This is a genomic window from Plantibacter sp. Leaf314 (assembly GCF_001423185.1).
In the GTDB taxonomy this organism is placed as follows: Bacteria; Actinomycetota; Actinomycetes; order Actinomycetales; family Microbacteriaceae; genus Plantibacter.
Genome location: NZ_LMOB01000001.1, coordinates 2,415,001 through 2,440,882 on the forward strand (window position 1 = coordinate 2,415,001; position 25,882 = coordinate 2,440,882).

General features: G+C 69.5%; 22 protein-coding genes. 13 read left to right on the forward strand and 9 right to left on the reverse strand.

The genetic code is table 11. The features are described 5' to 3' along the window. Positions 1-88: 88 nt before the first annotated feature. Positions 89-1,312 carry a DUF429 domain-containing protein gene (locus ASF68_RS11365; RefSeq protein WP_082498583.1) on the forward strand — a complete coding sequence of 408 codons (1,224 nt, stop codon included), beginning with the start codon at positions 89-91 and terminating at the stop codon, positions 1,310-1,312. A gap of 7 nt (positions 1,313-1,319) precedes the next feature. On the opposite strand, the gene ASF68_RS11370 is transcribed toward ASF68_RS11365, so the two are convergent. Both ASF68_RS11370 and ASF68_RS11375 read right to left on the reverse strand, forming a co-directional pair. Next, positions 1,320-1,814, reverse strand: a complete 495-nt coding sequence (locus ASF68_RS11370; RefSeq protein WP_056010281.1) for a DUF2809 domain-containing protein — start codon at positions 1,812-1,814, stop codon at positions 1,320-1,322. Continuing rightward, positions 1,811-3,172, reverse strand: a complete 1,362-nt coding sequence (locus tag ASF68_RS11375; RefSeq protein ID WP_235526793.1) for an LssY C-terminal domain-containing protein — start codon at positions 3,170-3,172, stop codon at positions 1,811-1,813. The genes ASF68_RS11370 and ASF68_RS11375 overlap by 4 nt, the downstream gene beginning before the upstream one ends. A 64-nt stretch (positions 3,173-3,236) precedes the next feature. Between ASF68_RS11375 and ASF68_RS11380 the strand changes: the two genes are divergently transcribed. After that, complete coding sequence (locus tag ASF68_RS11380) at positions 3,237-4,520, forward strand: M18 family aminopeptidase (protein WP_056010283.1); 1,284 nt, start codon at positions 3,237-3,239, stop codon at positions 4,518-4,520. A gap of 91 nt (positions 4,521-4,611) precedes the next feature. Here the strand turns inward: ASF68_RS11380 and ASF68_RS11385 are convergent, their stop codons facing one another. From ASF68_RS11385 to ASF68_RS11395, 3 genes are all read right to left on the reverse strand, one after another. After that, the gene (locus ASF68_RS11385; RefSeq protein WP_056010285.1) at positions 4,612-5,712 is read right to left on the reverse strand and encodes an NYN domain-containing protein; all 1,101 of its coding nucleotides are present in this window, start codon (positions 5,710-5,712) and stop codon (positions 4,612-4,614) included. Between the two features lie 66 nt (positions 5,713-5,778). Further along, positions 5,779-7,257 carry a SulP family inorganic anion transporter gene (locus tag ASF68_RS11390; protein WP_056010287.1) on the reverse strand — a complete coding sequence of 493 codons (1,479 nt, stop codon included), beginning with the start codon at positions 7,255-7,257 and terminating at the stop codon, positions 5,779-5,781. A gap of 130 nt (positions 7,258-7,387) precedes the next feature. Further along, positions 7,388-8,800, reverse strand: coding sequence for an aminopeptidase P family protein (locus ASF68_RS11395; RefSeq protein WP_056010289.1), 1,413 nt, complete (start codon positions 8,798-8,800; stop codon positions 7,388-7,390). 182 nt (positions 8,801-8,982) lie between these two features. Between ASF68_RS11395 and ASF68_RS11400 the strand changes: the two genes are divergently transcribed. Then, a complete protein-coding gene (locus ASF68_RS11400; RefSeq protein WP_200921069.1) occupies positions 8,983-9,366 on the forward strand; it encodes a hypothetical protein in 384 nt (127 codons plus the stop codon). 33 nt (positions 9,367-9,399) lie between these two features. On the opposite strand, the gene ASF68_RS11405 is transcribed toward ASF68_RS11400, so the two are convergent. Continuing rightward, complete coding sequence (locus ASF68_RS11405; protein WP_056010291.1) at positions 9,400-9,960, reverse strand: Lrp/AsnC family transcriptional regulator; 561 nt, start codon at positions 9,958-9,960, stop codon at positions 9,400-9,402. 174 nt (positions 9,961-10,134) lie between these two features. Between ASF68_RS11405 and ASF68_RS11410 the strand changes: the two genes are divergently transcribed. From ASF68_RS11410 to ASF68_RS11430, 5 genes are read left to right on the forward strand one after another with little or no spacing between them, the layout of a single operon-like run. Then, the gene (locus ASF68_RS11410) at positions 10,135-11,718 is read left to right on the forward strand and encodes an ABC transporter substrate-binding protein (protein ID WP_200936421.1); all 1,584 of its coding nucleotides are present in this window, start codon (positions 10,135-10,137) and stop codon (positions 11,716-11,718) included. Further along, entirely contained in the window at positions 11,702-12,775 is a 1,074-nt protein-coding gene (locus ASF68_RS11415; protein WP_056010295.1) for an ABC transporter permease, read from the forward strand. The genes ASF68_RS11410 and ASF68_RS11415 overlap by 17 nt, the downstream gene beginning before the upstream one ends. Next, positions 12,772-13,653: an ABC transporter permease gene (locus ASF68_RS11420; protein WP_056010297.1), complete on the forward strand. Its 882-nt coding sequence runs from the start codon at positions 12,772-12,774 to the stop codon at positions 13,651-13,653. The genes ASF68_RS11415 and ASF68_RS11420 overlap by 4 nt, the downstream gene beginning before the upstream one ends. Positions 13,654-13,694: 41 nt before the next feature. Next, the gene (locus ASF68_RS11425) at positions 13,695-14,525 is read left to right on the forward strand and encodes an ABC transporter ATP-binding protein (RefSeq protein WP_056011847.1); all 831 of its coding nucleotides are present in this window, start codon (positions 13,695-13,697) and stop codon (positions 14,523-14,525) included. Beyond that, positions 14,522-15,301, forward strand: coding sequence for an ABC transporter ATP-binding protein (locus tag ASF68_RS11430; protein WP_056010299.1), 780 nt, complete (start codon positions 14,522-14,524; stop codon positions 15,299-15,301). Before ASF68_RS11425 ends, ASF68_RS11430 begins: the two co-directional genes overlap by 4 nt. Positions 15,302-15,419: 118 nt before the next feature. On the opposite strand, the gene ASF68_RS11435 is transcribed toward ASF68_RS11430, so the two are convergent. Continuing rightward, entirely contained in the window at positions 15,420-16,187 is a 768-nt protein-coding gene (locus tag ASF68_RS11435) for a DUF1353 domain-containing protein (RefSeq protein WP_056010301.1), read from the reverse strand. 140 nt (positions 16,188-16,327) lie between these two features. Between ASF68_RS11435 and ASF68_RS11440 the strand changes: the two genes are divergently transcribed. Next, positions 16,328-17,305 (forward strand): phosphodiesterase, encoded by a 978-nt coding sequence (locus ASF68_RS11440; protein ID WP_056010303.1) that lies wholly within the window; start codon positions 16,328-16,330, stop codon positions 17,303-17,305. A gap of 101 nt (positions 17,306-17,406) precedes the next feature. Continuing rightward, positions 17,407-18,486, forward strand: a complete 1,080-nt coding sequence (locus ASF68_RS11445) for an SDR family oxidoreductase (protein ID WP_056010304.1) — start codon at positions 17,407-17,409, stop codon at positions 18,484-18,486. A 63-nt stretch (positions 18,487-18,549) separates the two neighbouring features. On the opposite strand, the gene ASF68_RS11450 is transcribed toward ASF68_RS11445, so the two are convergent. Next, positions 18,550-20,190: a stealth family protein gene (locus ASF68_RS11450; protein WP_369796452.1), complete on the reverse strand. Its 1,641-nt coding sequence runs from the start codon at positions 20,188-20,190 to the stop codon at positions 18,550-18,552. Positions 20,191-20,378: 188 nt separating this feature from the next. Here ASF68_RS11450 and ASF68_RS11455 point away from each other — a divergent pair, with 188 nt between their 5' ends. Continuing rightward, positions 20,379-21,830 (forward strand): CCA tRNA nucleotidyltransferase, encoded by a 1,452-nt coding sequence (locus ASF68_RS11455; protein WP_056010306.1) that lies wholly within the window; start codon positions 20,379-20,381, stop codon positions 21,828-21,830. Between the two features lie 85 nt (positions 21,831-21,915). Beyond that, positions 21,916-23,232 (forward strand): sugar ABC transporter substrate-binding protein, encoded by a 1,317-nt coding sequence (locus ASF68_RS11460; protein ID WP_056011853.1) that lies wholly within the window; start codon positions 21,916-21,918, stop codon positions 23,230-23,232. A 62-nt stretch (positions 23,233-23,294) separates the two neighbouring features. Here ASF68_RS11460 and ASF68_RS11465 read toward each other — a convergent pair whose 3' ends face one another. After that, entirely contained in the window at positions 23,295-23,993 is a 699-nt protein-coding gene (locus tag ASF68_RS11465) for a GntR family transcriptional regulator (RefSeq protein WP_056010308.1), read from the reverse strand. A gap of 143 nt (positions 23,994-24,136) precedes the next feature. Here ASF68_RS11465 and ASF68_RS11470 point away from each other — a divergent pair, with 143 nt between their 5' ends. Continuing rightward, positions 24,137-25,762 carry an ABC transporter substrate-binding protein gene (locus ASF68_RS11470; protein WP_056010310.1) on the forward strand — a complete coding sequence of 542 codons (1,626 nt, stop codon included), beginning with the start codon at positions 24,137-24,139 and terminating at the stop codon, positions 25,760-25,762. Positions 25,763-25,882 lie beyond the last annotated feature (120 nt).

The window sequence follows — 25,882 nt, forward strand, 5'->3', positions numbered from 1 at the left end:
GCCCGCCGTCGGATCGGAGGAGCCGACGGCGCTCGGCCAGTAGGCTCGGGTCCGCGGTGCCCGCCGCTTCCACCGGAAGGACTCACCCGTGACCCGCTACCTCGGAGTCGACCTCGCCTGGGGCGAGGGGACCGAGCGACGGGTGGCGAACGAGTCGGGCGTGGTCTGCATCGACGAGACCGGGACGGTGGTCGACGCGGGCTGGGCCATCGGCATCGACGCCGTGGTCTCGTGGATCCTCGCGACCGCCGAACCCGGATCGGTCATCGCGGTCGACGCGCCGCTCCTCGTCCAGAACGCCACGGGGATGCGGCTCTGCGAGCGGGAGGTCGGCCAGCGCTACGGCCGGTGGCAGGTTTCCGCCTACCCGTCGAACCTGGGCCTTCCGGCTCTCGGTGGGGTGGCCCTGTTCCGAGCGCTCGAGGCAGCCGGGCTGCACTACTTCGACGGCTTGAGCACACCGGCGGAGGAGGACATCGTCTTCTTCGAGGCGTACCCGCACACGACCCTCGTCGGCGCTGAGGAACTCGGCTACACCGAGGCGCGTCCGCGGTACAAGAAGCTCGACGCCTCGCTCCCGCTGACCGAACGGCGCCAGCGGCGCGCGGACGTCTGCGATGAGCTGATCGCCCGGCTCGATCGCCTCGCCTCCGCGACGCCGCCGTTGCAGCTTCGCTCCCATCCGGTGACGGCGCTCCTCGTGGACGAGCCCTCGCCGACGAGGGAGGCCGCGCACAAGCATCGAGAAGACCTCGTCGACGCCGCGATCTGCGCCTGGACGGCATCCTCCTGGGCTGAGCACGGTCTGGCGCGGTTCCAGGTGCTCGGGGCGGCGGACACGCCGGACGACCGCGGACGCGTGCCGACACTCCTCGCAATGGCGAGACCGGAACAACGACATGCACCTCGTATTCCGCAAGGTGCATGCGCTACGAACGCGGCAATCCCCCGTGATTCCGAGGATACTCCGGCAACCGCCGCCCCATCACCGCCCCGACCGACGACACCCAAAGGACACATGAACAAGCAGGCATATACCGAGACCGAGACGAATGGCGCGGACGCGATCGAGTTCGTCGAAGGCGGTGCCGCCGGATCGGCGGCCGTCGAGGGCCAGCCGTCGGGCTCGACCCGGGCGCCCTCCCCCGCCCCCACCACGGTGGAACTGCTCCGCAGCGCCACCTGGCACCTCGAACACGCCCGGGTGACCGCGGACGCCGATGATGTGGCCTTCGAGGCTGCGCGCTCGGCGCTCGCCGAGGCCGTCTTCGACCTCGAGGCCGTGCAGTACGGCGAGTCCACGCGGGGCTGACGCGTCCTCAGACCGGATCGAGGTCCGATCGACGGGCTTCGCGCTCGGCACGCGCCCGGCGTTCGAGGAGGTCGGTGCGGATCCACCGGATCGCCAGGGAGATCGCGAGCGACAGGAACAGGAACGCCGCCGCACCGAGGGCGTAGGAGATGAAGTCCGTGGGGATGAACGTCGTGCCGAGCAGCAGGGCCGATGGCGCCCACTGATCCGCCAGTGCCGCCGGGACGCCGGTCGCCTGGAAGCACTCGATCGCCGCGGAGAACCCGAACGCTCCGACGGCGACCTGCCACAGCGGGAGCCGTGGCGCGGCGAACGCCAGCAGCAGGGCGACGAGCACGGTGTAGAGGGCGTTCGTGACGGGGTTGGCCCAGACGGCGGTGACCGACCAGTGCACGGTCAGCCCGGCGACGATCGTGACGATGGCGGCACCGAGCAGGAGTGCCCGCTTCAGTGAGGTCGCCGGCCGTGGCCCGTCGGGGTTCGGCTCCGGGAGATCGCTCATGCTCTGGTCCTTCTCGTGCGTCGTTGTCGCCCACGGGCCCAGTCGCGGGCCTCGGTTCCTGAGAGGGCGAGGATGATGGAGCAGTCGACGGCGAAGCCGATCAGGTTGGTCTGCAGGGTGAGGCCACCGGCGCCCGCGAGGTACGTCGCGGTCAGGGTGGCGATCGAGGTGGAACTGAAGGCCATGGCGAGCAGTCGTGCCAGGTTGCCGCCGAGGTGGACCCGCCAGGCGAGGACCAGGTAGCTCAGCGTCACGGCTGCGGACAGGCCGACGACGAAGCCGACGACCCACGGCACCAGGACGGCGTCGTCCGCCGTGGTGGCGGTCGCGGTCACCTCGGCCATGACGTGCTTCCAGTCGGAGATGAGGAGGACGCCGGAGAGGATGGACGACAACGACGCGACGACCATGAGCAGGACACCGACCGTGGTGTCGAGTGGTCGTGGTTCACCGGCTCGGACGAGTGATCGGGTCGGCGGTGCATCGGCCGGCGGGAGCGTCGCGGTCGCCGGGACGACGACGGCGGTGAGGTCCACGATCGGAAGGTCCCCGTCCGTCATGATCGCGTCACCGCCCCCGTTCCGCGAGTGGTACCCCGTCGAGAAGTTCTCGATCACGGAGGTGGAGGCACCGACGCCGGCGGCCTCGATCGACCCCACGATGTGGTCGCGTTCGTCGTCCACGTCGTCCGCGATGCGGTGGGTGACCTGGAGCGTGAAGACGCTGATGCCGACCGAGCGGTCGTAGGTGCCGGCCGCCAGCCAGTCGGCCTGGTACCCGCCGGGGAGCAGCCAGCCCTCCGGGGTCGGCCAGAACCGGACGTGGTGTCGCTTGCCCGGGCTGCCGTCGACCTCCTGCTGGTAGCAGAACGCCTGCGGGCGGCCGAAGAGGTAGAGCGAGGAGACCGGCGCCTCCGGATAGCTGCGTCGCGTCAGCGTGGAGGACACGATCCGCAGGTCGGCGCGGAGGCCGAGGTCGTCGGCGAGGGTCCATCCGGCCGTCAGCATCGCCGTGTGCACCTGCTCCTCGCTGCCGCGGAACCCGAGGTTGACGGGGTCGCCGAGGATGCCCTCTCGGGTGCGCGTGCGTCCGATGAAGTAGTCGGGCAGGTAGACGCGCGAGAGCACCGTGTGCAGCCGCGGCAGGATGAGATAGGCGATGACGAGATAGATGACGAGGATGAACCAGGCCTGGGCCCACCCTCGGGCGAAGGCCTCCGTCAGCAGGACGTAGGCGAGGAAGACGGCGGCGGCCGTTCCGAAGGCGAAGAACCAGCCGTCGACGATGCGCGCGATGCGCCCGCGTCGATCCTCGGACAGGCCGCTGGCGGGCCCGAGGAGCGTCCCGGTCTTCGTCACCCGTCCAGGGTAGGGCCTCGTGGCTCGCCGCGTCCGGCACACCGGCTGGTGGGAGGATGGAGGCATGGATTCCGTCGCCCACATCACCGACCTCGCCGACTTCATCGTCGCCTCGCCGACCTCCTATCACGCGGTCGCGGAGAGTGCGCGGCGGCTGGAGGCGGCCAGGTTCACGCGCCTGCTCGAGACCGAGTCCTGGGATGGCGGTGGAGGCCGGTTCTTCGTCGAACGCGAGGGCGCGATCATCGCCTGGGTGCAGCCGGAGGGCGCCACTCCGACGACCCCGTTCCGGATCCTCGGCTCGCACACGGACTCGCCGAGCTTCAAGCTCAAGCCGAAGCCGACCATCGGCGCTCACGGGTGGCTGCAAGCCGGCGTGGAGGTCTACGGCGGGCCGCTCCTCAACTCCTGGCTGGACCGAGAACTCGAACTCGCCGGTCGCCTGGTCACCCTCGACGGGACCGTGCACCTCGTGCGCACCGGGCCGTTCCTGCGGATCCCGCAGCTCGCCGTCCACCTCGACCGCGCGGTCAACGACGGCCTGGTCCTCGACCGCCAGCACCACCTGCAGCCGGTCTACGGCGTCGGAGAGCTCGCCCACGCCGACGTCCTCGCGCACCTGGCGAAGATCGCGGGCATCGACCCCACCGCGATCGCCGGGTACGACGTCCTCGTCGCCGACACCCAGGAGCCCCGCCGGTTCGGTCTCGACGGTCAGCTGTTCGCCGCCGGACGCATGGACAACCTGACCTCGGTCCACGCTGGACTCGCGGCGTTGCTGGCCGCCGGCGACGGGGGAGCGACGGACGAAGCCGACCACATCTCGGTCTTCGCCGCCTTCGACCACGAGGAGCTCGGTTCGTCCTCGACCTCCGGCGCCAGCGGTCCGTTCCTCGACGACGTCCTCACCCGCATCGGCGCCGGCCTCGGTGCGACGACCGCCGAACGGCTGCAGGCCTACGCGGGGTCGTGGTGTCTGTCGGCGGACGCCGGCCACGCGATCCACCCCAACTACCCCGAGCGCCACGATCCGACCAACCGGCCGATCGCGGGCGGGGGACCGCTCCTCAAGATCAACGCCAACCAGCGCTATGCGACGGACGCCCTCGGAGCGGCGCTCTGGGCCCGCAGCTGCGCCGCCGCCGGCGTGACCTCGCAGGACTTCGTGTCGAACAACACGGTCCCGTGCGGTTCGACCATCGGTCCGCTCACCGCGACCAGGCTCGGCATCCGGACGGTCGACGTCGGGACGCCGCTGCTGTCGATGCACTCCGCCAGGGAGCTGTGTCACATCGACGATCCGGCCGCCCTGAGCGCCGCGGTCCAGGCGTTCTTCCGGGGCGCCTGAGCCGCGCCGCAGCAGGAGATCCGCCTGCGAGCAGGAGGCCCTCCGGCGATCGGTCCTCCTGCGGCGCAGATCTCCTGCTGCCAGGTCAGGCTCAGCCCAGTTCGCGCAACCGCAGTCGTCGCCCGTCGGGGCTCGCTTCGGGGTTCACCTCGACGAGGTCCGACCGTGAGTTGATGAAGTCGCTGAACGAGCGGTGGCCGAGGGGCTTCTCCTTGAACGCCGGATCCATGCGGATCATCTGGTTCTTCACCTCGGCGTTCAGCAGCCAGTCCTCGTCGTCGTTCTTGGCGTGCACGAGGCGGAGTGCGCGCACGAGCAGTTCGGTCGCGGCGCGCTGGGCGTCGGGGCCGGAGGGGTCGGCCGTCTCCTCGTCCACGTCGTCCAGGTCATCGGCGTCGCGGTGGCTGAAGACCGGTTCGGTGAACAGGCCGCCGATCCGAGGCGGTGCCTGCGTCGCGGGCGCGTCGGGCGTCGTGGCCGCAGCGGAGGAGGCGCGTCGACGCCCACCGGACTTCGATGCTGCCTTCGGGGTCTCTTCGGCGGAGGTCTCCGCCTTGGCGCCGGACGCCGTGGCGTCGACGGCGGCAGGGGTGCGCGGTGTCCTGCTGACGACGGGGCGGACGATGCCTGGCAGGTCGTCGTAGTCCGAGAACTCGTCGCACGCGGCCATGAGCGCCCGGCTCGTCGCGCCGGCCACGCCGATGCCGATCACGTGGCGTCCGAGACGGCGGCAGCGCTGGGCGAGGGAGATGTAGTCGGAGTCACCCGCGACGATGACGATGTGCGTGAGGTCCGGCAGACGGAAGAGGTCCTCGACGACGTCGACCGCGAGGCGGATGTCCGCTCCGTTCTTCATCGCCTTGGTCGTCGGGAACATCTGGGTGAGGTCGACGGCGCGGTCGACGAGGTCCTTCTGGTAGGCCGAGTTGACGGGCTCCGACCAGTCGGCGTACGAGCGGCTGATGACGATGTTGCCGAACGAGGACGTGTAGTCGAGGATCGCCCCGACGTCGACGCGGGCCGCCTGGAGGCGCTCCGAGATCTCGTCGCCCTCCGGTGCTGCCGATGGCACGTGGGAACGTGCGCGATCGCGGCTGAACGCCGCCTTCCCGTAGAGCTGGTTGTAGCGCGAGATGACGATGTTGTCGAAGTCGATGTAGACCGCGACTCTGGGCGTTCCGGTTTCTGCCATACCCCCATCATCCTCCGACGCCCTGCGAATCGGCGACTCCGGAGCCGTCCTGACGGGCCCCCTGGCTCAGAGGTGGCCGGTGAGCTTCCCGTGGAAGGCCGAGCTGCGCTCGTCGAGGCCGGTGAACACGACCTGTTTGCCGTGTTCGGCGTACTTCTCCTGCACGGAGTCGAGGACGGCCACGCTCGAGGCGTCCCAGATCTGGGAGGCGGTGAAGTCGACGACGACGTCCGCGGGGTCCGCGGCGTAGTCGAACTGCTCGACGAGGTCGTTGCTGCTCCCGAAGAACAGCGGGCCGATGACGGTGTAGCGCACGGAGCCGCCGTCCGCCGCCGGCACCCGACGGACCCGGATGACGTGGGCGACCCGACGGGCGAACAGCACCATCGCGAGGACCGCGCCCGCGGCGACGCCGATCGCGAGGTTGTGCGTGATCACCACGACGGCGACGGTCACGACCATGACGAGCGTCTCCGGGATCGGCATCCGCCGCAGGGTCGCCGGGCGCACGCTGTGCCAGTTCACGGTCTTGATCGCGACGATCATCATGACCGCGGCGAGGGCGACCATCGGGATCTGCGCCATCACGGGGCTGAGCGCCGTCACGAGCAGGAGGAGGAAGATCCCGGCGACGAAGGTCGAGATCCGGGTCCTGGCCCGACCGAGCTTCACGTTGACGACGGTCTGGCCGATCATGGCACACCCGGCGATCCCGCCATACCAACCGGCGAGGATGTTGGCGACGCCGAGCGCCCACGACTCGCGCCCCTTCGACGACGTCGTGTCCGTGATGTCGTCGACGAGCTTCGCGGTGAGCAGCGTCTCCATCAGTCCCACGAACGCCACGCTCAGGGCGGTCGGCCAGATGATCCCGAGCGTCTCGAGGTTCAGGGGGACGAGGAGTGCCGTGAGGCCGGGCAGCCCGCCGGAGACGTCACCCTGATCACCGACGGTCGGGACGGCCGCGTGGGCGATCATCGTGATCGCGGTGACCACGACGATCGCGACGAGCGGCGCGGGCACCGCCGTGGTGAGCTTCGGCAGCAGGAGCACGATGAGCACCGTGACGACGAAGAGCGGGTACACGAGCCACGGGACGCCCAGCAGGTGGGGCACCTGGGCGACGAAGATGAGGATGCCGAGCGCGTTGACGAAGCCGATCATCACGGAGCGCGGGATGAAGCGCATGAGCCGCGAGAGCCCGGTGACCCCGAAGAGGATCTGGATGAGCCCGGCGAGGACGACCGCGGGCAGCAGGTACTCGACGCCCTGCTCCTTCACGAGCGGTGCGACGACGAGCGCGACGGCTCCGGCGGCGGCCGTGATCATGGCCGGGCGACCACCGAGGATCGACATCGAGATCGCGAGGACGACCGAGGCGATGAGGCTCACCTTGGGGTCGACGCCGGCGATGATGGAGAAGGAGATGACCTCGGGGATGAGCGCGAGCGTGGTCACGATCCCCGCGAGGATCTCGACGCTGAACGCCTTCGGGTTGCGCAGGGTCGCGATGACGCCGGGGCTCGGGCGGACGGCGGTGCGCATGGGCGCGTCGGGCTGACTCACCGTGCCAGCCTAGGCTCGTTCGCAGCTCAGGACGCACCGGGCGAGTCGCCGCCGATGTGGCCGGACGGGCCGCGACCCGCGGCGACGGTCCTGAGCTGTGAACCGAGGGTCACCCCCGCAGCCAGGCCTCGAGTCCGTCCGCGCTGATCGGCAGTGCCGACGAGAGCACCTCGTGGCCCGTCGGGGTCACGAGCAGGTCGTCCTCGATGCGGACCCCGATCCCGCGCAGCTCGGGCGGGACCGTCAGGTCGTTCGCGTGGAAGTACAGCCCGGGCTCGACGGTCAGCACCGCTCCCGGCTGCAACGGCTCGTCGAGGTAGCGTTCGTCGCCGATGCGGGCGCAGTCGTGGACGTCGAGACCGAGGTGGTGCCCGGTGCCGCTCGGCAGGTAGCGGCGATGCTGCTGACCGTTCGGGGACATCGCCTCGTCGACCGAGACCTGCAGGATCCCGAGCTCGACGAGGCTGGTCGCGACGTGCTCGTAGGCGGTGTTGCGCATCTCGAGGAACGAGCGTCCCGGGCCGACCTGGGCCATGGCCGCCCGGTGGGCGCGTTCCACGTGGTCGTGCACCTCGCGCTGGGCGGTGGTGAACGTCCCGCCGGCCGGGAAGGTGCGCGTGACGTCCGCGGTGTAGAGCGATCGGGCCTCGACCCCCGCGTCCATGAGGATGAGGCGCTCGGGCAGCACCGGACCGTCGCACCGGGTCCAGTGCAGGGTGGGGGCGTGAGGGCCGCTGCCGATGATGGTGGAGTAGCCGACGCCGTTCCCGAAGGTGCGGGCATGGCGCTCGAAGGTCGACTGCAGCCAGCGTTCGCCACCGAAGTCGATCGCGGCGGGCAGCTCGTGCACGACCGAGCGGAACCCGCCGACCGTCGCGTCCACCGCCGCTCGCAGCTGCCCGATCTCCCACTCGTCCTTGACGAGCTTCGCCGCGGACAGGGCGACGAGCAGTTCGCGGGAGGCGCCGAAGCGACCGTCGACACGGGGTTCCGCTGCTCCTGCCCTGGCTGCCTCGCTCGGAACGAGCGCGAGCGCCTCGTCCAGGGCCTCCAGGGACCGCACCTCGACCTCGAGTGCCTCGGCCCACTGCCGGAGTCCGGCGGACGGCCCGATCCAGAGCTCGCCGCGCATGGCGTCCGCGTAGAACGCCTCCTCACCGGGGCCGACCGGCTCCGGCAGGAACAGCGTCGCGTCATGACCGCCCGCGGTCGGGCGCATGATCAGGACGGCGCCCTCGGCCTGACAGGACGTCAACCACACGAAGTCGCTGTCCGGACGGAACGGGAACTCGGTGTCGTTCGCACGGGTGACGGCGCGCCCGGCGGTGACCACGATCCAACGACCGGCGAACTGGGCGCCGAGGATCGCGCGGTGTCGTCCGGCGGCAGCACCGGCGCCCTCCGCGAGGTCGACGGAGCGGTCGACCTCGCCCCAGCCGCTCGCCAGGAAGTCCCGGAAGACGTCGTCCTGGGGGAGTGGCTGCGTGCGAGGGTCACGGAATTCGATGCTGTCTGGACACATGGAGATCAGTTAGCCACCGTGGGTGGACGGCGTCAAGGCGACGCGGTACCACGCAGCGGAACATCCTGTCCGGTCCGCCGGAACCGACGTTTCGTCCCGAAGGTCGGGCGACGACCGTGGTGTCAGTGGACGGATCGTCGACGGATTGACACCTGTTCGGGCCCCTCCGCACAATGATCGGCATGACAGGAACCGCCGATGCCGGCACCACCACCCCGCTCGATGTCGACCTCGATGCGCGGGTGTTCGACATGGTGTCCTCGTCGGCGAGTGTCGTCGACGCCGACGCCCCGACCCGCTTCGTCTACCACGAGGCGCACGGGGTGCTGTGGGGGGAGTACGTCGGCGACACGGTCTCCGTCGGGCGGTTCTGCGGCGTCCGGACGGGCGAGCGGATCGACATCTCGTTCGTCCACCGCAACCGTGCCGGAGACCGCACCACGAGGGGCGAGGCCAGCTCGATCATCTCCCGTGGCGAGGATGGCGCATTGATCCTCACGGAGGACTTCATCGGCCCCGACGGCCAGGCCCACGTCAGTGTGTGCCGGGAGATCGTCGCGGCCTGACGACTCCGCGCGAGGTCGGCGCGGCTCCGGTCGTCAGCGCCCGCGTCGCTCAGGAACCCGCTGAGCCCGTTCGTCGCTCGTGCGGACGAACCGCGTCATGCCGAAGCGCTCGCCGGAGTCCTCGACGCTCGTCCGCTCCGACCGCGCCATGCGCAGCGACACGTCCGAGCGTTCCTCGTCCATGAGGAACACGGTGGTCGTGGCCTTGATCGACGGCCACTGGGCGAGCCTCGTGGCGACGAGCTCGTGGATCGCCGCGACGTCGGGGGCGCGGATGAGCATCATGGCGTCGTGCTCGCCGGTGGTGACCGCGAAGTACTCCAACTCGGGGACCGAGGAGAGCCGCGCGCGGAAGTCCGCCCACTGGCTCTGCCGCAGGGTGATGAACACCATCGCCGCAACGCCGAGCCCGACGGTCGCCGGTTCGATGTCGGCGTGGACGCCCTTCAGCACGCCGGCCCTGACCATCGCCTCGTACCGCGCGTAGGCGTTCGAGCGCGAGATCCCGAGGTGCTCGGCGAGGGCGGCGACCGAGGCCCGGCCGTCCTCGCGCAGGAGCTCCAACATGCGGATGTGGGTGTCGTCGAGTTGCATCGAATGCTCCAAACGTCCAGATTCAGCGGTGGTCCTGGCGGCTGATTGAGAGGATATGCCAATTCGCGCCCGAGATCGAGACAATTCTTCTTTGGTAACGGCTTGTAGATTGACGAATGATCGCTGATGACACTACTTTCAGCTCATCCCTCCAAGCAGATAAGGAGCTCCACCTTGTCACGATCCTTCAGCCGCACCAGTCGGCGCGGCATGGCGGCCCTCGGCCTCGCCCTCGCCGCCGGCCTCGCGCTCGCCGCCTGCTCCCCCTCAGGTGGCTCCGACTCCTCGGCAGGCAAGTCGCTCGTCGTCGACGCGTCCTTCGACCTCAAGACCGCCGACCCGAACCGCGAGTACGAGACGACCGGCTCGATCGTCGCGAAGGCGCTCTACGAGACGTTGCTCACCTTCAAGGGTGACGACGTGACCGCTCCCGTCGACGGCCTCGCGAGTTACGAGATGAACGCCGACAACACGGTGATGACGCTCACGATGAAGGACGGGAAGAAGTTCTCCGACGGATCCGACGTGACCGTCGACGACGCCGTGTTCTCGCTGCAGCGCGTCCAGGGCGTGAAGGGCAACCCGTCCTTCCTCCTCGACGGCGTCACGATCGAGAAGACCTCGGACACGACCCTCACGCTCACCTCGGCGACGCCGAACCCCGCGCTGCCCTTCATCCTCCCGAACCCGGCCCTCGGTGTGGTCAACAAGAAGGTCGTCGAGGAGAACGGCGGCACCGCTACCGCCGACGACGCCGCCGAGTCCTTCCTGAACACGACGTCCGCCGGCTCCGGCCCGTACAAGCTCGAGTCCTTCGACGCCGCCTCACAGGTCGTCTTCACGGCGAACCCGGAGTACACCGGCACGAAGCCCGCCTACGAGCGCGTCGTCCTCCGGAACGTGCAGGGACCCACGCAGAAGCTCAACGTGGAGGCCGGTGACTCGCAGGTCGCCCTCGACCTCAACCCCGACCAGGTCGCCGAACTCGACGACTCGAAGGTCAAGATCATCGCGAACCCCTCGCGGTACATGATCTTCCTCCTGCTCAACCAGGACCCCGCGGTCAGCGACATCACGAGCAACCCGAAGTTCCTCGAAGCCGTCAAGCTCGGCATCGACTACGACAAGATCGTCGACCTCGCCGGTGACGGTTCGGTCCGCCCCGGCGGGTTCATCCCGTCGATCTTCAACGGTGCGCTCGACGCGGCCGACGGCAACCAGTTCGACGCCGACGCCGCGAAGGCGGCGCTGAAGGAGTCCGGCTACGCGGGGGAGGCGGTCACCCTCAACTTCCCCAACGACATCACCGTGCAGGGCCTCTCGCTCCAGAGCATCGCCGAGTCCGTCCAGGCGCAGCTGAAGTCGGTCGGCATCACCGTCACGCTCGCCCCGGCGCCGGTCGCCACCGAGCTCGACGCCTACCGGGACGGCAAGGAGACCGTCGGCCTCTGGTACTGGGGCCCGGACTTCCCGGACCCGTCCAACTACCTCGCGTTCACCCCGGGTGAGCTCGTCGGCCTCCGTGCCGGCTGGGCGGCAGGCGCCGACCCGACCGTGACGGACCTGGCGAACGCCGCGCTCGCCGCGACCGACACGGACGCCCGTGCCGCCGCGTACCAGGAGCTCCAGAAGGCGCAGAACGCGAGCGGACCGTTCATCCCGCTCCTGCAGCCGGCGCAGAACGTGGTCACCGCGACCACGATCACCGAGGTTCCGCTGAACCCGACGTGGACCGTCGATCTTGCCGGAATCAAGTAGCGTCGCACCGACGACGTCCAGCGCGCGAGCGGGTCTCCACCCGCTCGCGCGCTACCTCGGCATCCGGCTCGGCCTCACGGTCCTCCTGATGTTCGGGGTGACGCTCGTCACCTTCACGCTGACCAACCTCGTCCCCGCCGACCCGGTGCAGGCGGCCCTCGGCGAGCAGGCTGCGGCGGATCCGGCGATCGTGGCGCAGTTCCGCGAGAACGCCGGCCTCGACAAGCCGCTGCCCGTCCAGTACGTCACCTACGTCGCGAACCTGTTCCAGGGCGACCTCGGGACCTCGCAGCAGACCCGCGGCGCCGTCGCGGACGAACTCGGGCGGGCCTTCCCGGCGACCGCCGAGCTCGCGCTCACGGCCATCGTCATCTCGATCATCATCGGCGTCGGCCTCGGCATGTGGGCCGCGCTCCGCCGGAAGACGATCACCGACCAGGTCATCCGCGTCGTGAGCCTCATCGGCATCTCGGTGCCGTCGTTCTGGCTCGCGCTCGTCGTCTACTTCGTCTTCTTCTCGCAGTTGCACTGGTTCCCGGGTTCGGGCCGCCTCTCGCCCGCCGCGATCCCGCCGCCCAAGGTCACGGGGATGTACACGATCGACGCCCTGCTCGCCGGGCAGTGGTCGACCTTCGGTGACGCGATCGCCCACCTGATCTTGCCCGCGTCCGTGCTCGCGCTCTACACGATCGGTCTGCTGACCCGCTTCGCGCGATCGGCGATCCTCGAGGTGCTCGACCTCGACTACGTGCGGGCGGCCCGGGCGAAGGGCCTGCCGGGGCACGTCGTCGTGACCAGGTACGTCCTCCGCGGGGCGCTCGTCCCGATCATCACCGTGCTCGGTGTGGCCTTCGGGTCGCTCCTGTCCGGCACGGTGCTCGTCGAGAAGGTGTACTCGTGGCACGGCCTCGGTGAGTACGCGTACTCGGCCGCGACCAAACTCGACCTGCCCGCGATCATGGGCGTCGGGCTCATCGTCGGCTTCGTGTACATCGGCCTGAACTTCCTCGTCGACGTGTTGTACGGCTTCATCGACCCGAGAGTGAGGGTGGCATGACCGACGTCCTCGCCGTCCAGACCAGGCGCAAGGGCCGCTTCCGCGTCTCGAAGCAGCTGCGCACCCCGCTCGCCGTCGCGGGTGGCGTCATCGTGCTCTTCTGGCTGCTCGTCGCGGTGCTCGCACCGTGGATCCGCCCGTTCGACCCGCTCGCGCAGGACTTCGACCGCCTGCAGGCACCGAGCGCCGAGCACTGGTTCGGCACCGACCAGGTGGGCCGTGACGTCCTGTCGCGAGTCATCAGCGGTGCCCAGGTCTCGATCCCGCTCGCCCTCATGCTCGTGGTCTTCGCCATGCTCATCGGGTCCCTGCTCGGGGCGATCGCCGGATACTTCGGCAAGGCGCTCGACGAGACGATCATGCGGATCGCCGACCTGGTGTTCGCGTTCCCGACGATCATCCTCGCGATGGTCATCGCCGCCTCGCTCGGCCCGAGCCTCACGAACGCGGTCATCGCGATGCTCATCGTCTCCTGGCCGGCCTACGCCCGCGTCACCCGTTCGCTCGTCATCGGCGCGCGCGGTGCCGAATACGTCATCGCTGGCCGGCTGCTCGGCAACGGGCCGTTCACCTCGCTCGGCAAGGACATCCTGCCGAACGTCGTCTCGCCCGTCGTGGTCCTCGCGACCCTCGACGTCGGCACGGCCATCCTGTTGCTGTCCGGCCTGTCCTTCCTCGGTCTCGGCGCGGTGCCGCCGACGCCCGACTGGGGTGCGATGGTGTCAGACGGCGTGCAGAACTTCTCCTCCTGGTGGATCGCGGTCTTCCCGGGACTCGCCATCCTCACGGTGGTGCTCGCCTTCAACTTCCTCGGCGACGCCCTCCGCGACGCCCTCGACCCGCGCTCGCAGGAAGCCGTCCAGGGGCGTGCCCTGTGAGCGGCCGGCACGGCGGGACCGACGCACCGAAGGGACACGACATGACACCCGGAGCGAGCGCGGCAGGCGGAACGGGCGGCGGCATCGTGATCGAGGGGCTCACCCTCGGCTTCGGCCGCGGCGCCGCGGCCAAGCAGATCCTGCGGGGCATCGACCTCGAGGTCCCCGCCGGGCGGATCACCGGACTCGCCGGTGAATCCGGCTCCGGGAAGACCATGACCGGCCTCGCCATCTGCGGCCTGCTGCCCGCGGGCGCCGACCTCGGCGGGAGCATCCGCTTCGACGGCACCGAACTCGTCGGGCTGAAGCAGCGCACGATGAACCGGTACCGCGGCACGGAGATCGCGATGATCTTCCAGGACCCCACCGCGAGCCTGCACCCGATGCTGACCGTCGAGGCGCAACTCGTCGACCACTACCGGCACCACACCGGAGCGTCGAAGGCGGCGGCGCGTGCGCGGGCGCTCGAGATGCTCGGCCTGGTCGCGGTCCCGAATCCGGAGGCGGCGCTGCGCAAGTATCCGCACCAGTTCTCGGGCGGACAGCTGCAGCGCATCGCGATCGCCTCGGCACTCATGTGCGACCCGTCCGTCCTCATCGCGGACGAGCCGACCACGGCACTCGACGTGACGGTGCAGGCCGGCATCCTGCGGCTGCTGCGCAAGCTCTGCGACGAGCTCGGCATCGCGATCATCCTCGTCACCCACGACCTCGGGGTCATGTCCGCCCTCGCCGACACGATCGCGGTCATGCGCCTCGGCGAGATCGTGGAGCACGGCACCCGCTTCCAGGTCATCACCGATCCGCAGCACGAGTACACGAAGGCGCTCATCGACGCGCTGCCCGACACGGGAACGGAGGCGGCGTCATGACGCTGCTGCACCTCGACGACGTCCGTGTGACGTACAAGCTGCCCGGTCGTGGCTCGCTCAACGCGGTCGACGGCGTGAGCTTCGAGCTGGAGCCGCGCCAGGTCCTCGGGCTCGTGGGGGAGTCGGGCTGTGGCAAGTCGACGCTCGCCCGTGCCGTGTGCGGGCTCGAACCCACCTCGGGTGGATCGATCACGTTCAACGGGACGCCCATCGGCAAGCTCGGTCTCCGCAAGCGCCCGCCGGAGCTCCTGCGGATCCAGATGGTCTTCCAGAACCCCTACGCCTCGCTCAACCCGCGACGGACGATCGGGAGCCAGATCGAGGACGGCCTCCGGGTGAACCCGGTCCGCGACGCCTGGGACGTCGGTCAGCTCCTCGAACACGTGGAGCTCGACGCCGCCAGCCGGACCCGCTACCCCCACCAGTTCTCCGGAGGGCAGCGGCAGCGCATCGCGATCGCCAGGGCCATCGCGGCGGGGCCGGAGCTGCTCATCGGTGACGAACCGATCGCCTCGCTCGATGCCTCGTTGCAGGCGCGGGTGGCGAAGCTCATGCGGACGTTGGCGGTCGAGACCGGGGCGGCGCTGCTGTTCATCAGCCACGACCTGTCCGTCGTCCGCGTGATCGCCGACGACGTCGCCGTGATGAGTGCTGGACGCATCGTCGAGCACGGCCCGGTGGACCGCGTCTGGTCGGACCCGCAGGACCCGTACACGCAGCGCCTCCTGGCCGCGATCCCCGTCGTCGACGGGCTCGGTACGCTCCCGGGCGCCTAGGCCGCGCTCCCTGTCTCAGGTGCGTCCCGGCGTGTCGGACCCCCCCCTCTCCGACACGCCGGGGCGTTCCTGAGACAGGGAGCATTGCACCTTCGGAGCGACCCTCGCCCGGAGCGGGTCAGCGAAGGGTCGGCGAGACGACCGGGCCGGGGGAGTCGTCGAGGAACGGGCGGTCGATCGTCTCCCGCACGAGCAGCTCGAGCAGGCGGAACGCGCCGACGGCGACGAGTTGGACGAGCAGCAGCGGTGCCAGCAGCGCACCCGCATACGGCAACCAGACGAGGAGTCTCCGCTCCTCGCGCCAGAACACCGCCAAGACCGCGGGAGCGATCCCGAGGGCGAGCCACGCGGGGCTCTGCACGCCGAGCAGCGGGGTCACGAGGCCGATCGTCGCGGCCACGATCGCCAGCACGCCGAGGACCGACTGCCCGATGAGCACCGCGGCGAGGCGCGGGGCGTGCCGGAGGTACCGTTCCACCGAGACCACGGCCCACATCAGCCAGGCGCGGAGGAGCGGCACCCGCTGCTGCCGGAGACCGACCCGGAACTGCCGGTCGTCCTCGAAGCGCTGCGTGAGCGCTTCCTCCGACGGGAGCCCGAGTGCGAGGGACACCCGGTGGTCGTGCACGATCGCGGGGGCGGACTGGCGGCCGTAGCTGCCGATGAAGCTCCAGAGCACCCCGGGTACGGACGCGAGGTCCGTCCGTCGACGCGCGTCGTCCATGTCACGCGCGTCGTCGTGCGCTGGCGCCCAGACGACGGGGCCGTCGGGTGCGTGCTCCTGGAACCCGATCCGACGTTCGAGCCGGAACAGGCGGCCGGTCGGGGGGATCTGCGCGAGGTCGATCCGCTGCAGCGGCTGCTCGTCGTCGTCGAGATACGGCATGCGGACATCATCCCGCAGCCCACCGTCAGGTGTGAGTCACCTGGATGTCGGCCCCTCCGCTTGCCGTTGCGTTTCCCACGTCGTAGCGTGGCGTTCCGTTGCCGTTCAACAGAGTCTGGTCAGATGGTCGAACAGCTGCGATGCGGTTCGGAGAGCATCGCTCGAACGAGAGTTGTCACGTGAGTCTTCGCACGGCCGAGTACCCGAGGCCTGATCACTTCCTGCTCCATGTGAGCGACACGCACCTCCTCGCCGGCGGGGGGAGCCTGTACGGAGCGGTCGACAGTGAAACGCACCTGCGGCAGCTCTTCGCGGAGTTCGAGGCGTCCGGCGGGCGTCCGGAGGCGATCATCTTCACCGGCGACCTCGCCGACAAGGGCGAACCCGACGCGTACGACCGCATCCGCGCGATCGTGGAACCAGTCGCCGCGCGTCTCGGTTCCCAGATCATCTGGGTCATGGGCAACCACGACGACCGCCAGGCGTTCCGCGCCGGGCTGTTCGGTGAGGTCCCCACGACCCGCCCCGTGGACCGCGTCTACGACGTCAACGGCCTCCGGGTCATCAGTCTCGACTCGAGCGTGCCCGGCCACCACCACGGCGAGGTGTCCGACGCCCAGCTCGACTGGCTCGCCGAGGAGCTCGCGACCACGGCCCCACACGGGACGATCCTGGCCATGCACCACCCGCCGGTGCCGAGCGTGCTCGACCTGGCCGTGAGCGTGGAGCTGCGCGACCAGCCGAAGCTCGCCGAGGTCCTCGAGGGCTCGGACGTCCGCAGCATCCTCGCCGGACACCTCCACTACTCCTCGACCGCGACCTTCGCCGGCATCCCCGTGTCGGTCGCATCGGCGACGTGTTACACCCAGGACCTCAACGTGCCCGTCGGTGGGACCCGAGGACGCGACGGTGCCCGGGCGTTCAACCTCGTGCACGTGTACGGGTCGACGGTGCTGCACTCCGTCGTCCCGCTCGGCGAGACGCCCCCGCTCCACTACATCGACCCCGAGGAGAGCGCCCGCCGCCTCGCGCTCGCGGGCGTCGAGCTCCCGGTGTCGGACACGGTCCGCGTGGAGCCGGAGCCGCCGCTCACGATGCCGATCGGCGTGATGGCCTAGGCCTCGCTGCACCGCGACACCCCTGGTTTGTGAGCCTGCCGAAGGGCTGCGACCTCGCCGTTGCGGGAGGACCGTCGCGCGGACGCGCCTATCGTTGACGGATGACTTCTTCACCGAACCGTCGCACCGCACTCGTCGTCGGCGCCAGTGGCATCACCGGCGCAGCGATCGTGTCACACCTCCTGGCCGACGGCGACTGGCGCATCCTGGCCCTCTCCCGCAGTGCTCCCGTGTCCCACCCGCAGGTCGAGCACGTCGCCGCCGACCTCCGGAACGCGGACGACCTCCGCCGGGTGCTCGGCGGTAGCGGAGTCTCCCACGTGTTCTTCACGGCCTGGTCGCGGCAGGACTCCGAGGCCGAGAACATCCGGGTGAACGGCGGCATGGTCCGCGACCTCCTCGCCGCACTGTCGGACGAGCCGGTGCAGCACGTCGCCCTGGTGACCGGCCTCAAGCACTACCTCGGTCCATTCGAGGCCTACGCGGCGGGCGAGATGCCCGACACCCCGTTCCACGAGGACGAGCCGCGCCTCGACACGCCCAACTTCTACTACGAGCAGGAGGACGAGCTGTTCGCGGCGGCCGCGCGGTCGGGCTACACCTGGTCGGTGCACCGCTCGCACACGGTGATCGGGCACGCCGTCGGCAACGCGATGAACATGGCGTCGACGATCGCCGTGCAGGCCTCGCTCTGCAAGCGGCTCGGACGTCCGTTCGTGTTCCCCGGCTCCGAGACCCAGTGGAACGGGCTCACCGACATGACGGACGCCGGACTCCTCGCCGAGCAGATGCTGTGGGCGGCGACCTCGCCGGCCGGAGCGAACGAGCCGTTCAACATCGTCAACGGCGACGTCTTCCGTTGGCGCTGGATGTGGCCTCGCCTGGCCGCGTACTTCGGCGTCGAGGCGGAGGGGTTCCGCGACGCACCGCGTCCGCTCGAGCAGCAGATGGTCGGGCTCGAAGGCGAGTGGGCCGAGCTGGTGGCCGAACACGGTCTGGTCGAGCCCGACCTCGCGCGGGTGGCGTCCTGGTGGCACACCGACGGCGACCTGGGGCGCGACATCGAGGTCGTCACCGACATGAGCAAGAGCCGTCTCGCCGGGTTCACCGGCTACCGGCGCACCCTGGACGCGTTCACGGCGATCTTCGACCGCCTCCGCGAGGAGCGCATCGTCCCGTGAGTCCGGTTCGACAGGCTCGGTGACCGCGTCGGTCCCTGAGCCTGTCGAAGGGCGGGCGCCCGCTCAGCTGAGCTTGGCGGGTTCGATCTCCAGGGTGCTCGGCACGGCGGCCTCGCGCTCCCACGGAGCCGGGAACGGGAAGTAGCGGTCGAGGAAGTCGATCACCGCGGTGGTGCGCTCCTCGACGGAGATCTCCGGGCGGCTGCCGTCGTTCAGGCAGAACATGTCCTGGTCGCGTCGCTTCAGGAGCCGCTCCATCTGTCCGAGCGACTGCTTGAGCGTGGTCTCGATGTAGCGGACCTTCGCCTGGGTCTGCTGCACCGCTCGCCCGGTCATGAGGCCGTAGTAGTGGTAGAACGAGTTCGTCACCGAGATGTTGTCGGCCGCGCGGAAGGCACTGTGGGCCGTCGAACGGAACTCCTCGGCGAACTCCTGTTCCATCTCCGCCATGATGCTGCGGCGGAGCGGTGCGGCGCAGTGCTCGAGGTGCCTCGTGGTGACGCGTCCGAAGCGCTCGTGCAGGAGGCGACGGTTCACGCGGGCGGCGTTCTCGAAGCCGCTGCGGGACGGGTCGTTCGCGCCGAGACCGATACGGGTCGTCGCCTCGACGAACTTGCTGATCCCGCCGGGTGAGAAGAACAGCTCGGGGCTGATCGGCCGGCCGAGGAACATGTCGTCGTTGGAGTACAGGAAGTGCTCCGAGAGCCCCTCGATGCGGTGGAGCTGGCTCTCGACGGCCATGGAGTTGTGCGTCGGGAGGGCATCGAGGTCGGCGAAGAACTCCTCGCTGCGCACGATGGTGACCTTGGGGTGCTCCGCCAGCCATTCGGGCGCGGGGGAGTCGGTCGCGATGAAGATGCGCCGGATCCACGGGGCGAAGGTGTGGACGCTGCGGAGCGCGTACTTCAGCTCGTTGATCTGGCGGAACCGGGCGTCGGAGTCATCGCCGTCGCCGACGACGTAGCTCTGCATGCGCTTCGCCCTGGCGCGCTGGAACTCCTCCGACGAGCCGTCGACCCACGAGAACACGAGGTCGATGTCGAAGGTGACGTCGCTCGCGAGCGCGCCGAACATGTGCTCGAGGGTGCGCCAGGTGCGGCCGTACCGTTCGACGGTGGTCTCGACCGCCTCCGTGCGCGGCATGTAGGTGCGCATGAGGACGTTCTCGACCGGAGCGGTGATCTCCTCGTCGCCGAACCGCCAGAACTCGAGCTGCAGCGCCGTCTCCATGCCGTAGCGGAGGCGGCCGAGCGGTTCGATGCGCGGTCGGTAGAGGCGGAACACCTCGGCCTTGCGCGAGCCGGCGAGCAGGCCGTCGGAGAGGAGGTGCGGTTCGCCGGCGGGCTTCATGGAGTCCATGCGCGCCTTAATCGGGACGCTGTAGAAGGGTTCGTCGGCGAACGCCTCGGCGAGGGCGGCCTGCAGGCGCTTCCGGAGCGAGCGGTCGATGACGATGACGGGGCGGTCGTGCTCCCCGCGGATGAGGAGGTACTCGATCTCCGCCGCGTCGAGCGCCTCGGCGACGGCGAGGAGGTCTTCGACCATCGACTGCTGCGGAGTGAGGTGCCCGTTGATGAGCGTGTAGATGCCCTTGCGCTGGACCACGTCGGGGCGCTCGAACCGCGGTGAGCGGGAGCCGCCGGTGACGAGCACGAGTTCCGGAGCCGTGGTGAACGGGAGTTCCGGCGGATTGGAGTCCTTCACGGTACTGGTGAAGGCCGTCGGTGCCTGAGTGCCGACGGTGATCCGCTGGTCGTCGAGTTCGTTCGTGATCGTGTCCGCCTCTGGTCTGCTGGGGAGTGGGTTCCTCGTTATTGTACGGCCGTCGTCCACTCGCGGCGTCAGCTTGTCGGCGACGGGGCCTCCGGTGCCGTCCGGCTACGATTGATCCCATGGTGAGCGTGGCGGAATCCTTGGTGCGCCTGCGGGACCTGGCCTCGTCGCCCGTGGTCGCCCGGGTCGCGACGGTGTTCGCCGAAGCCGGCTTCGAGCTGGCCCTCGTGGGTGGTCCGGTCCGCGATGCGATGCTCGGTCGGCAGGTCAGCGACCTCGACTTCACCTCGAACGCCTCACCCGATCAGATCCTCTCCGTGCTGAAGCCGATCGCGAGCGCGTGGTGGGACGTCGGCCGCGACTTCGGCACGATCGGTGCGAAGGTGTCCGTCGTCGACGACGCCGGGGTCGAGCACGCCGACACGGTCGAGATCACGACCTACCGGGCCGACGCGTACGACGGCGTGACACGGAAGCCCGTCGTCGCGTTCGGCGACACCCTCGAGGACGATCTGCGGCGACGCGACTTCACCGTCAACTCGATGGCGCTCCGCGTGCCCGAGATCACCCTGGTGGACCCCTCCGGCGGGGTCGAGGACCTCGTCGCCCAGCTGCTGCGGACGCCGAGCGCCCCCGAGGTCTCCTTCGGCGACGACCCGCTGCGCATGCTCCGGGCCGCCCGGTTCGCCTCGCAGCTCGGGTTCCACCCCTCGGACGACGTCGTGCAGGCGATGGAGGAACGTCGCGAGACCATCTCCATCGTGAGCCCCGAGCGCATCCAGGCCGAGCTCGGCAAACTGCTCGCGACCGACCGTCCGCGGGCCGGCCTCGAGCTGCTCGTCGACACCGGCATCGCCGACCTCGTCCTCCCCGAGCTGCCCGCGCTCCGGCTGGAGCCCGACGAGCACCACCACCACAAGGACGTCTACCAGCACTCGCTCACCGTGCTCGAGCAGGCGATCGGCTACGAGCACGCACGCCACCCCGGTGAGGCGCCGGACCTCGTCCTCCGCTGGGCCGCGCTCCTGCACGACATCGGCAAGCCGGCCACCAAGAAGATCGGCCCCGGCGCCGCGGTGACCTTCTACCACCACGACCTCGTGGGTGCGAAGCTCGCGAAGAAGCGCCTCACCGCGCTCCGTTACGACGGCGACACCATCAAGAGCGTCGCGCGGCTCGTCGAGCTGCACATGCGGTTCTTCGGGTACTCGGAGGGCGTGTGGGCGGACTCGGCGGTGCGGCGCTACGTGCGCGACGCCGGCCCGCTGCTCGAACGGCTCCACATGCTCGTCCGGGCCGACGTCACGACCCGCAACCGCCGCAAGGCCGACCGGCTCGGTTTCGCCTACGACGACCTGGAGCACCGCATCGTCGAGCTCCAGGAGCAGGAGGAGCTGGAATCGGTCCGCCCGGACCTCGACGGCAACCGCATCCAGGAGGTGCTCGGCATCGCGCCCGGTCGCGAGGTCGGCGAGGCCTACCGCTGGCTGCTGGAGCTGCGCCTCGACGAGGGCCCGCTCGGCGAGGAGGAGGCCACGCGTCGGCTCCTCGAGTGGTGGTCCTCACGCTGACCTCGTCACAGCCCGTCCCTGGCACTTCGCGGGCCTTCAGACTGAACTGCTAGCCTCCCTGAGGTTCCCGGAACGAAGGATGCTCATGCACAAGCGACACGCCGCCCTTGCGATCGCGGGCGCTTCGGCCCTGCTGTTGAGCGGGTGTGCCGCCGGGTCGACGGAACGCACGACCGTGACGGTCCGGGTCTGGGACTCGGCCGTCGCCGACGCCTACGAGACCTCCTTCGCCGCGTTCGAGCGCGAGAACCCCGACATCCGTGTCCGGGTGGACGTCGTGGAGTGGGCCGACTACTGGACGAAGCTCCGCACCGACGTCGCGGCCGACACCGCACCGGACGTCTTCTGGCTGAACAACACCTACCTCGCCGGATACGCCGACAGCGGCAGCCTCCTCGACGTCGGGCAGACCCTCGGCGACGACGCCTCGAAGGCCTGGGCGCCGAGCGTCGTCGATCAGTTCACCCGCGACGACAAGCTCTGGGCGGTGCCACAGCTGTCGGACGCCGGGATCGCGGTCTACTACAACGCCGACCTGCTCGACGCGGCCGGCGTGAAGCCCGAGGAGCTCACGAAGGCGACCTGGTCGCCCGACACGGCGAAGGACACGTTCCTGCCCTTGGCCAAGAAGCTGACGAAGGACGCGGCCGGTGTCTCGGCCGACCAGCCTGGCTTCAACCCGGCGGCTCCGGCCACCTACGGCACCGGCCTCGGCTACGACCTGCAGGCGGTGCTGCTGCCCTTCATTGGTTCGAACGGCGGCACGTACCAGGACGGTGACGACTTCGCCTTCAACGACCCGAAGACGAGTGAGTCCATCAGCTACCTCGTGAACGCGATCAACGGTGCCAAGGTCGCCCCGCCGGCCGCGTCGACGAACGCCGACGGCGATTTCGCGCGCGACGCCTTCATCCAGGGCAAGGTCGCGATGTTCCAGTCGGGGCTCTACAGCCTGAAGGCCGTCCACGACGGTGCCGACTTCCGCTGGGGCGTGGCCGAGCTCCCGTCCGGTCCCGCCGGTCGGGTGAGCGTGACGAACGGCATCGCGGCAGCGGGCAACGCGGCGACGGAACACCGCGACCAGGTGAAGAAGGTGCTCGCCTGGCTCGGCAGCACCGAGGGCAACGCGCCCGTCGGTTCGTCCGGCGCGGCCGTCCCCGCGGTGACCGCCGCCCAGAAGCAGTACTTCTCGTACTGGAAGGGTGAGGACGTCGACGTGCAGCCCTTCTTCGACGTGATCGACGACGACGCGAAGACGATCGCACCTCCGACGGGCGCCAGCTATGCCAAGGGCCTCGCGGCGTACGACCCGATCTTCAAGGAGATCTTCGCGGGCACGACGCCTGTGGCCGACGGACTCAAGAAGGCGCAGGAGGCGGCCAACGCCGCCATGAACGACTGAGCCTGCGTCCCGCAGGCGCGTGACGCCGCCCGCATCGCGGAGTGGTCACCGCGCTCGGGGCCTCACGCCCTTCCGGCGACCGGGTCGTCGTGCTGCGCGGCTCGGGCGTCTCCGGCGAGCCGCTCACTGACGCGCCCGTAGCCGGAGCCGATGTGGCGTTCGACGGTCTCGTCGATCTCGGCCGCCCGTCGTTCGAGGAGCAGGTCGAGGAGTTCGGTGTGCTCCTGCACGATGATGCTGTGGTAGTCGTCGACCTTGACGCGTCGCGTGAGGAGGAAGAGCGCGACCTGCCATTTGATGGCCTGCCAGGCGGTGTAGAGACGCGAATGGTCGGCGAGCAGGAACACCTGATCATGGAAGTCGATGTCGAGGCGGACGAGTTTGGCCTTCTGATCCGTCTCCACGGCGACGCGCATCTCTTCGATGATGGCGCGCATGGCGCTCACCTCGTCTTCGCCGGCTCGCTCGATCGCGCGTGACCAGGCGAGTCGTTCGAGCGCGGTCCGCAGTGTGGACAGCTCGAGGAAGTCCTGCGGTGACAGCGTGACGACGGACGCGCCCTTGTAGGGCAGCGACACGACGAGACCCTCCTGCTCGAGGTGGAGCAGCGCTTCTCGGACCGGCGCGCGACTGACACCGAGCGTGGTCGAGAGGTTCACCTCGCTGAGACGCTCCCCTTGGACGAGACGACCCTCCAGGATCGCCTCCCGAAGCTCGTTGACCGCGGCCCCTGTCAACCCGGTTCGTTCGAGAGTTTCCATGCCCGAATCCTAGCTCAAGCCATTCCTTGTTGTCGATTGTCGACAGTGTGCAGTCTGTGATATTGTCCACCAACAGCACATGAACGTTCCGTCGGCGGCTCGCTTCCTCAGGAGGTCCGGCACAACCCTGACAGGAGTACTCAGTGAAGAAGACACTGCGAGGCGCGCTGCTCGGAGCAGCGCTCGCGGTCGCCCTGACCGCGTGCAGCGCTGGCGGTGCGGGCGGCGGGAGTACGTCCGCCGCAGGCGGCGACCCCAAGTACGGCGGCACGATCACGACCGCAGCCGCATCCGATCCGGAGACCTTCGACCCGGCCGTCTGCACGGGCGCGACGTGCTGGAACATGATGCGGATGATGTTCGACCGCCTCTACGACTACGACCGCGACACCAGCGAGCTGAAGCTCCAGGCGGCCGAGTCCTTCCCGGAGGTGAGCGACGACGGCCTCACCTACACGATGAAGCTCAAGCAGGGGCTCACCTTCAGCAACGGTGACCCGCTCACCGCGAAGGACGTCGCCTACTCCTACGCCCGCGTCCTCGATCCCGCCACGAAGGCGGGCCTCGCGGAGTTCTGGCGCGGCATCGCCGGTGCCGAGGAGTACGCCGCCAACCCGACCGGACTGCCGAGCGGCATCGAGGTCGTCGACGACCAGACCCTGAAGATCACGCTGGCGACGCCGAACTCCTCGTTCAAGTACATCCTCGCCATGCCCGCCGGCTCGATCATCCCCGAGGGCAGCGGCGGGACCGTCGCGACCGAGCCCGTCGGCTCCGGGCCGTTCACGCTCGACACCTTCAGCGCGGGCAAGGAGATCACGCTCGACCGCAACCCGGACTACTGGGACTCGCCGCGTCCCTACGCCGACCACATCCGCATGATCCTCGGCGTCGACCCCGACAACCAGGTCCTCATGCTCCAGAAGGGCGACATCGACCTGATGGGCAGCCCGATCCCGCCCGCGAAGTTCATCCAGGTGACCTCGGACCCGAAGCTCAAGGACCAGCTCGTCGAGATCGAGAAGCCGAGCACCTACTACCTCACGATGAACGTCAACACGCCTCCCTTCGACAACCCGAAGGTCCGTGAAGCGGTCTCCCTCGCCTTCGACCGGAAGGCGCTGCTCAAGCTCGTCAACGGGCAGGGCACCGCGGCGACCGAGTTCATCCCGCCGAAGGTCCTCGGCTACACGGGTGACGAGATGACCCACGAGCAGGACGTCGCGAAGGCCAAGAAGCTGCTCGCGGAGGCGGGCTTCGCCGACGGCATCTCGACCGACATGTACGCCTGGAACGTCCCGCCCTTCTCGGCCCTCGCGCCGCAGATGCAGCAGGACCTCAAGGCCATCGGGATCGACGTGAACCTGCAGACGCTCGCCCCGAACACCTTCAGCGAATTGGCCGGAGCCGGCAAGGCCCCGCTCGCCCTGACCTTCTGGGTGGCCGACTACCCGGAGGGCTCGGACTTCCTGCAGGCACTCATGTCGTGTGCGTCGGCGGTCCCGCAGGGCCACAACTACGCGTACTACTGCAACCCGGAGATGGACGAGCTGGTCGCCCAGGCGCTCGCCGAGACCGATCCGGACGCGGCGACCGCGAAGTACGAGGAGGCGTCGAAGCTCATGCTCGCCGACAACCCGATCGTGCCGCTGTACTTCGGCACCAAGACCGAGCTCCACAGCACCGGCATCGAGGGGTACTTCCCGCAGCCGATCTGGGGTTGGGACATGGCCGAGTACTGGAAGTCGGACGGCACCGCCAAGCGGTAGTCACCGGTCCAGCAGCACCTGGCGCACCGGCGCGCCGACCCCATCACCGCACCACGGAACCACGGCACCCGAACCGCGGGTGGTCCCTCGACGGACCACCCGCGGCGCCCCCACCGAAAG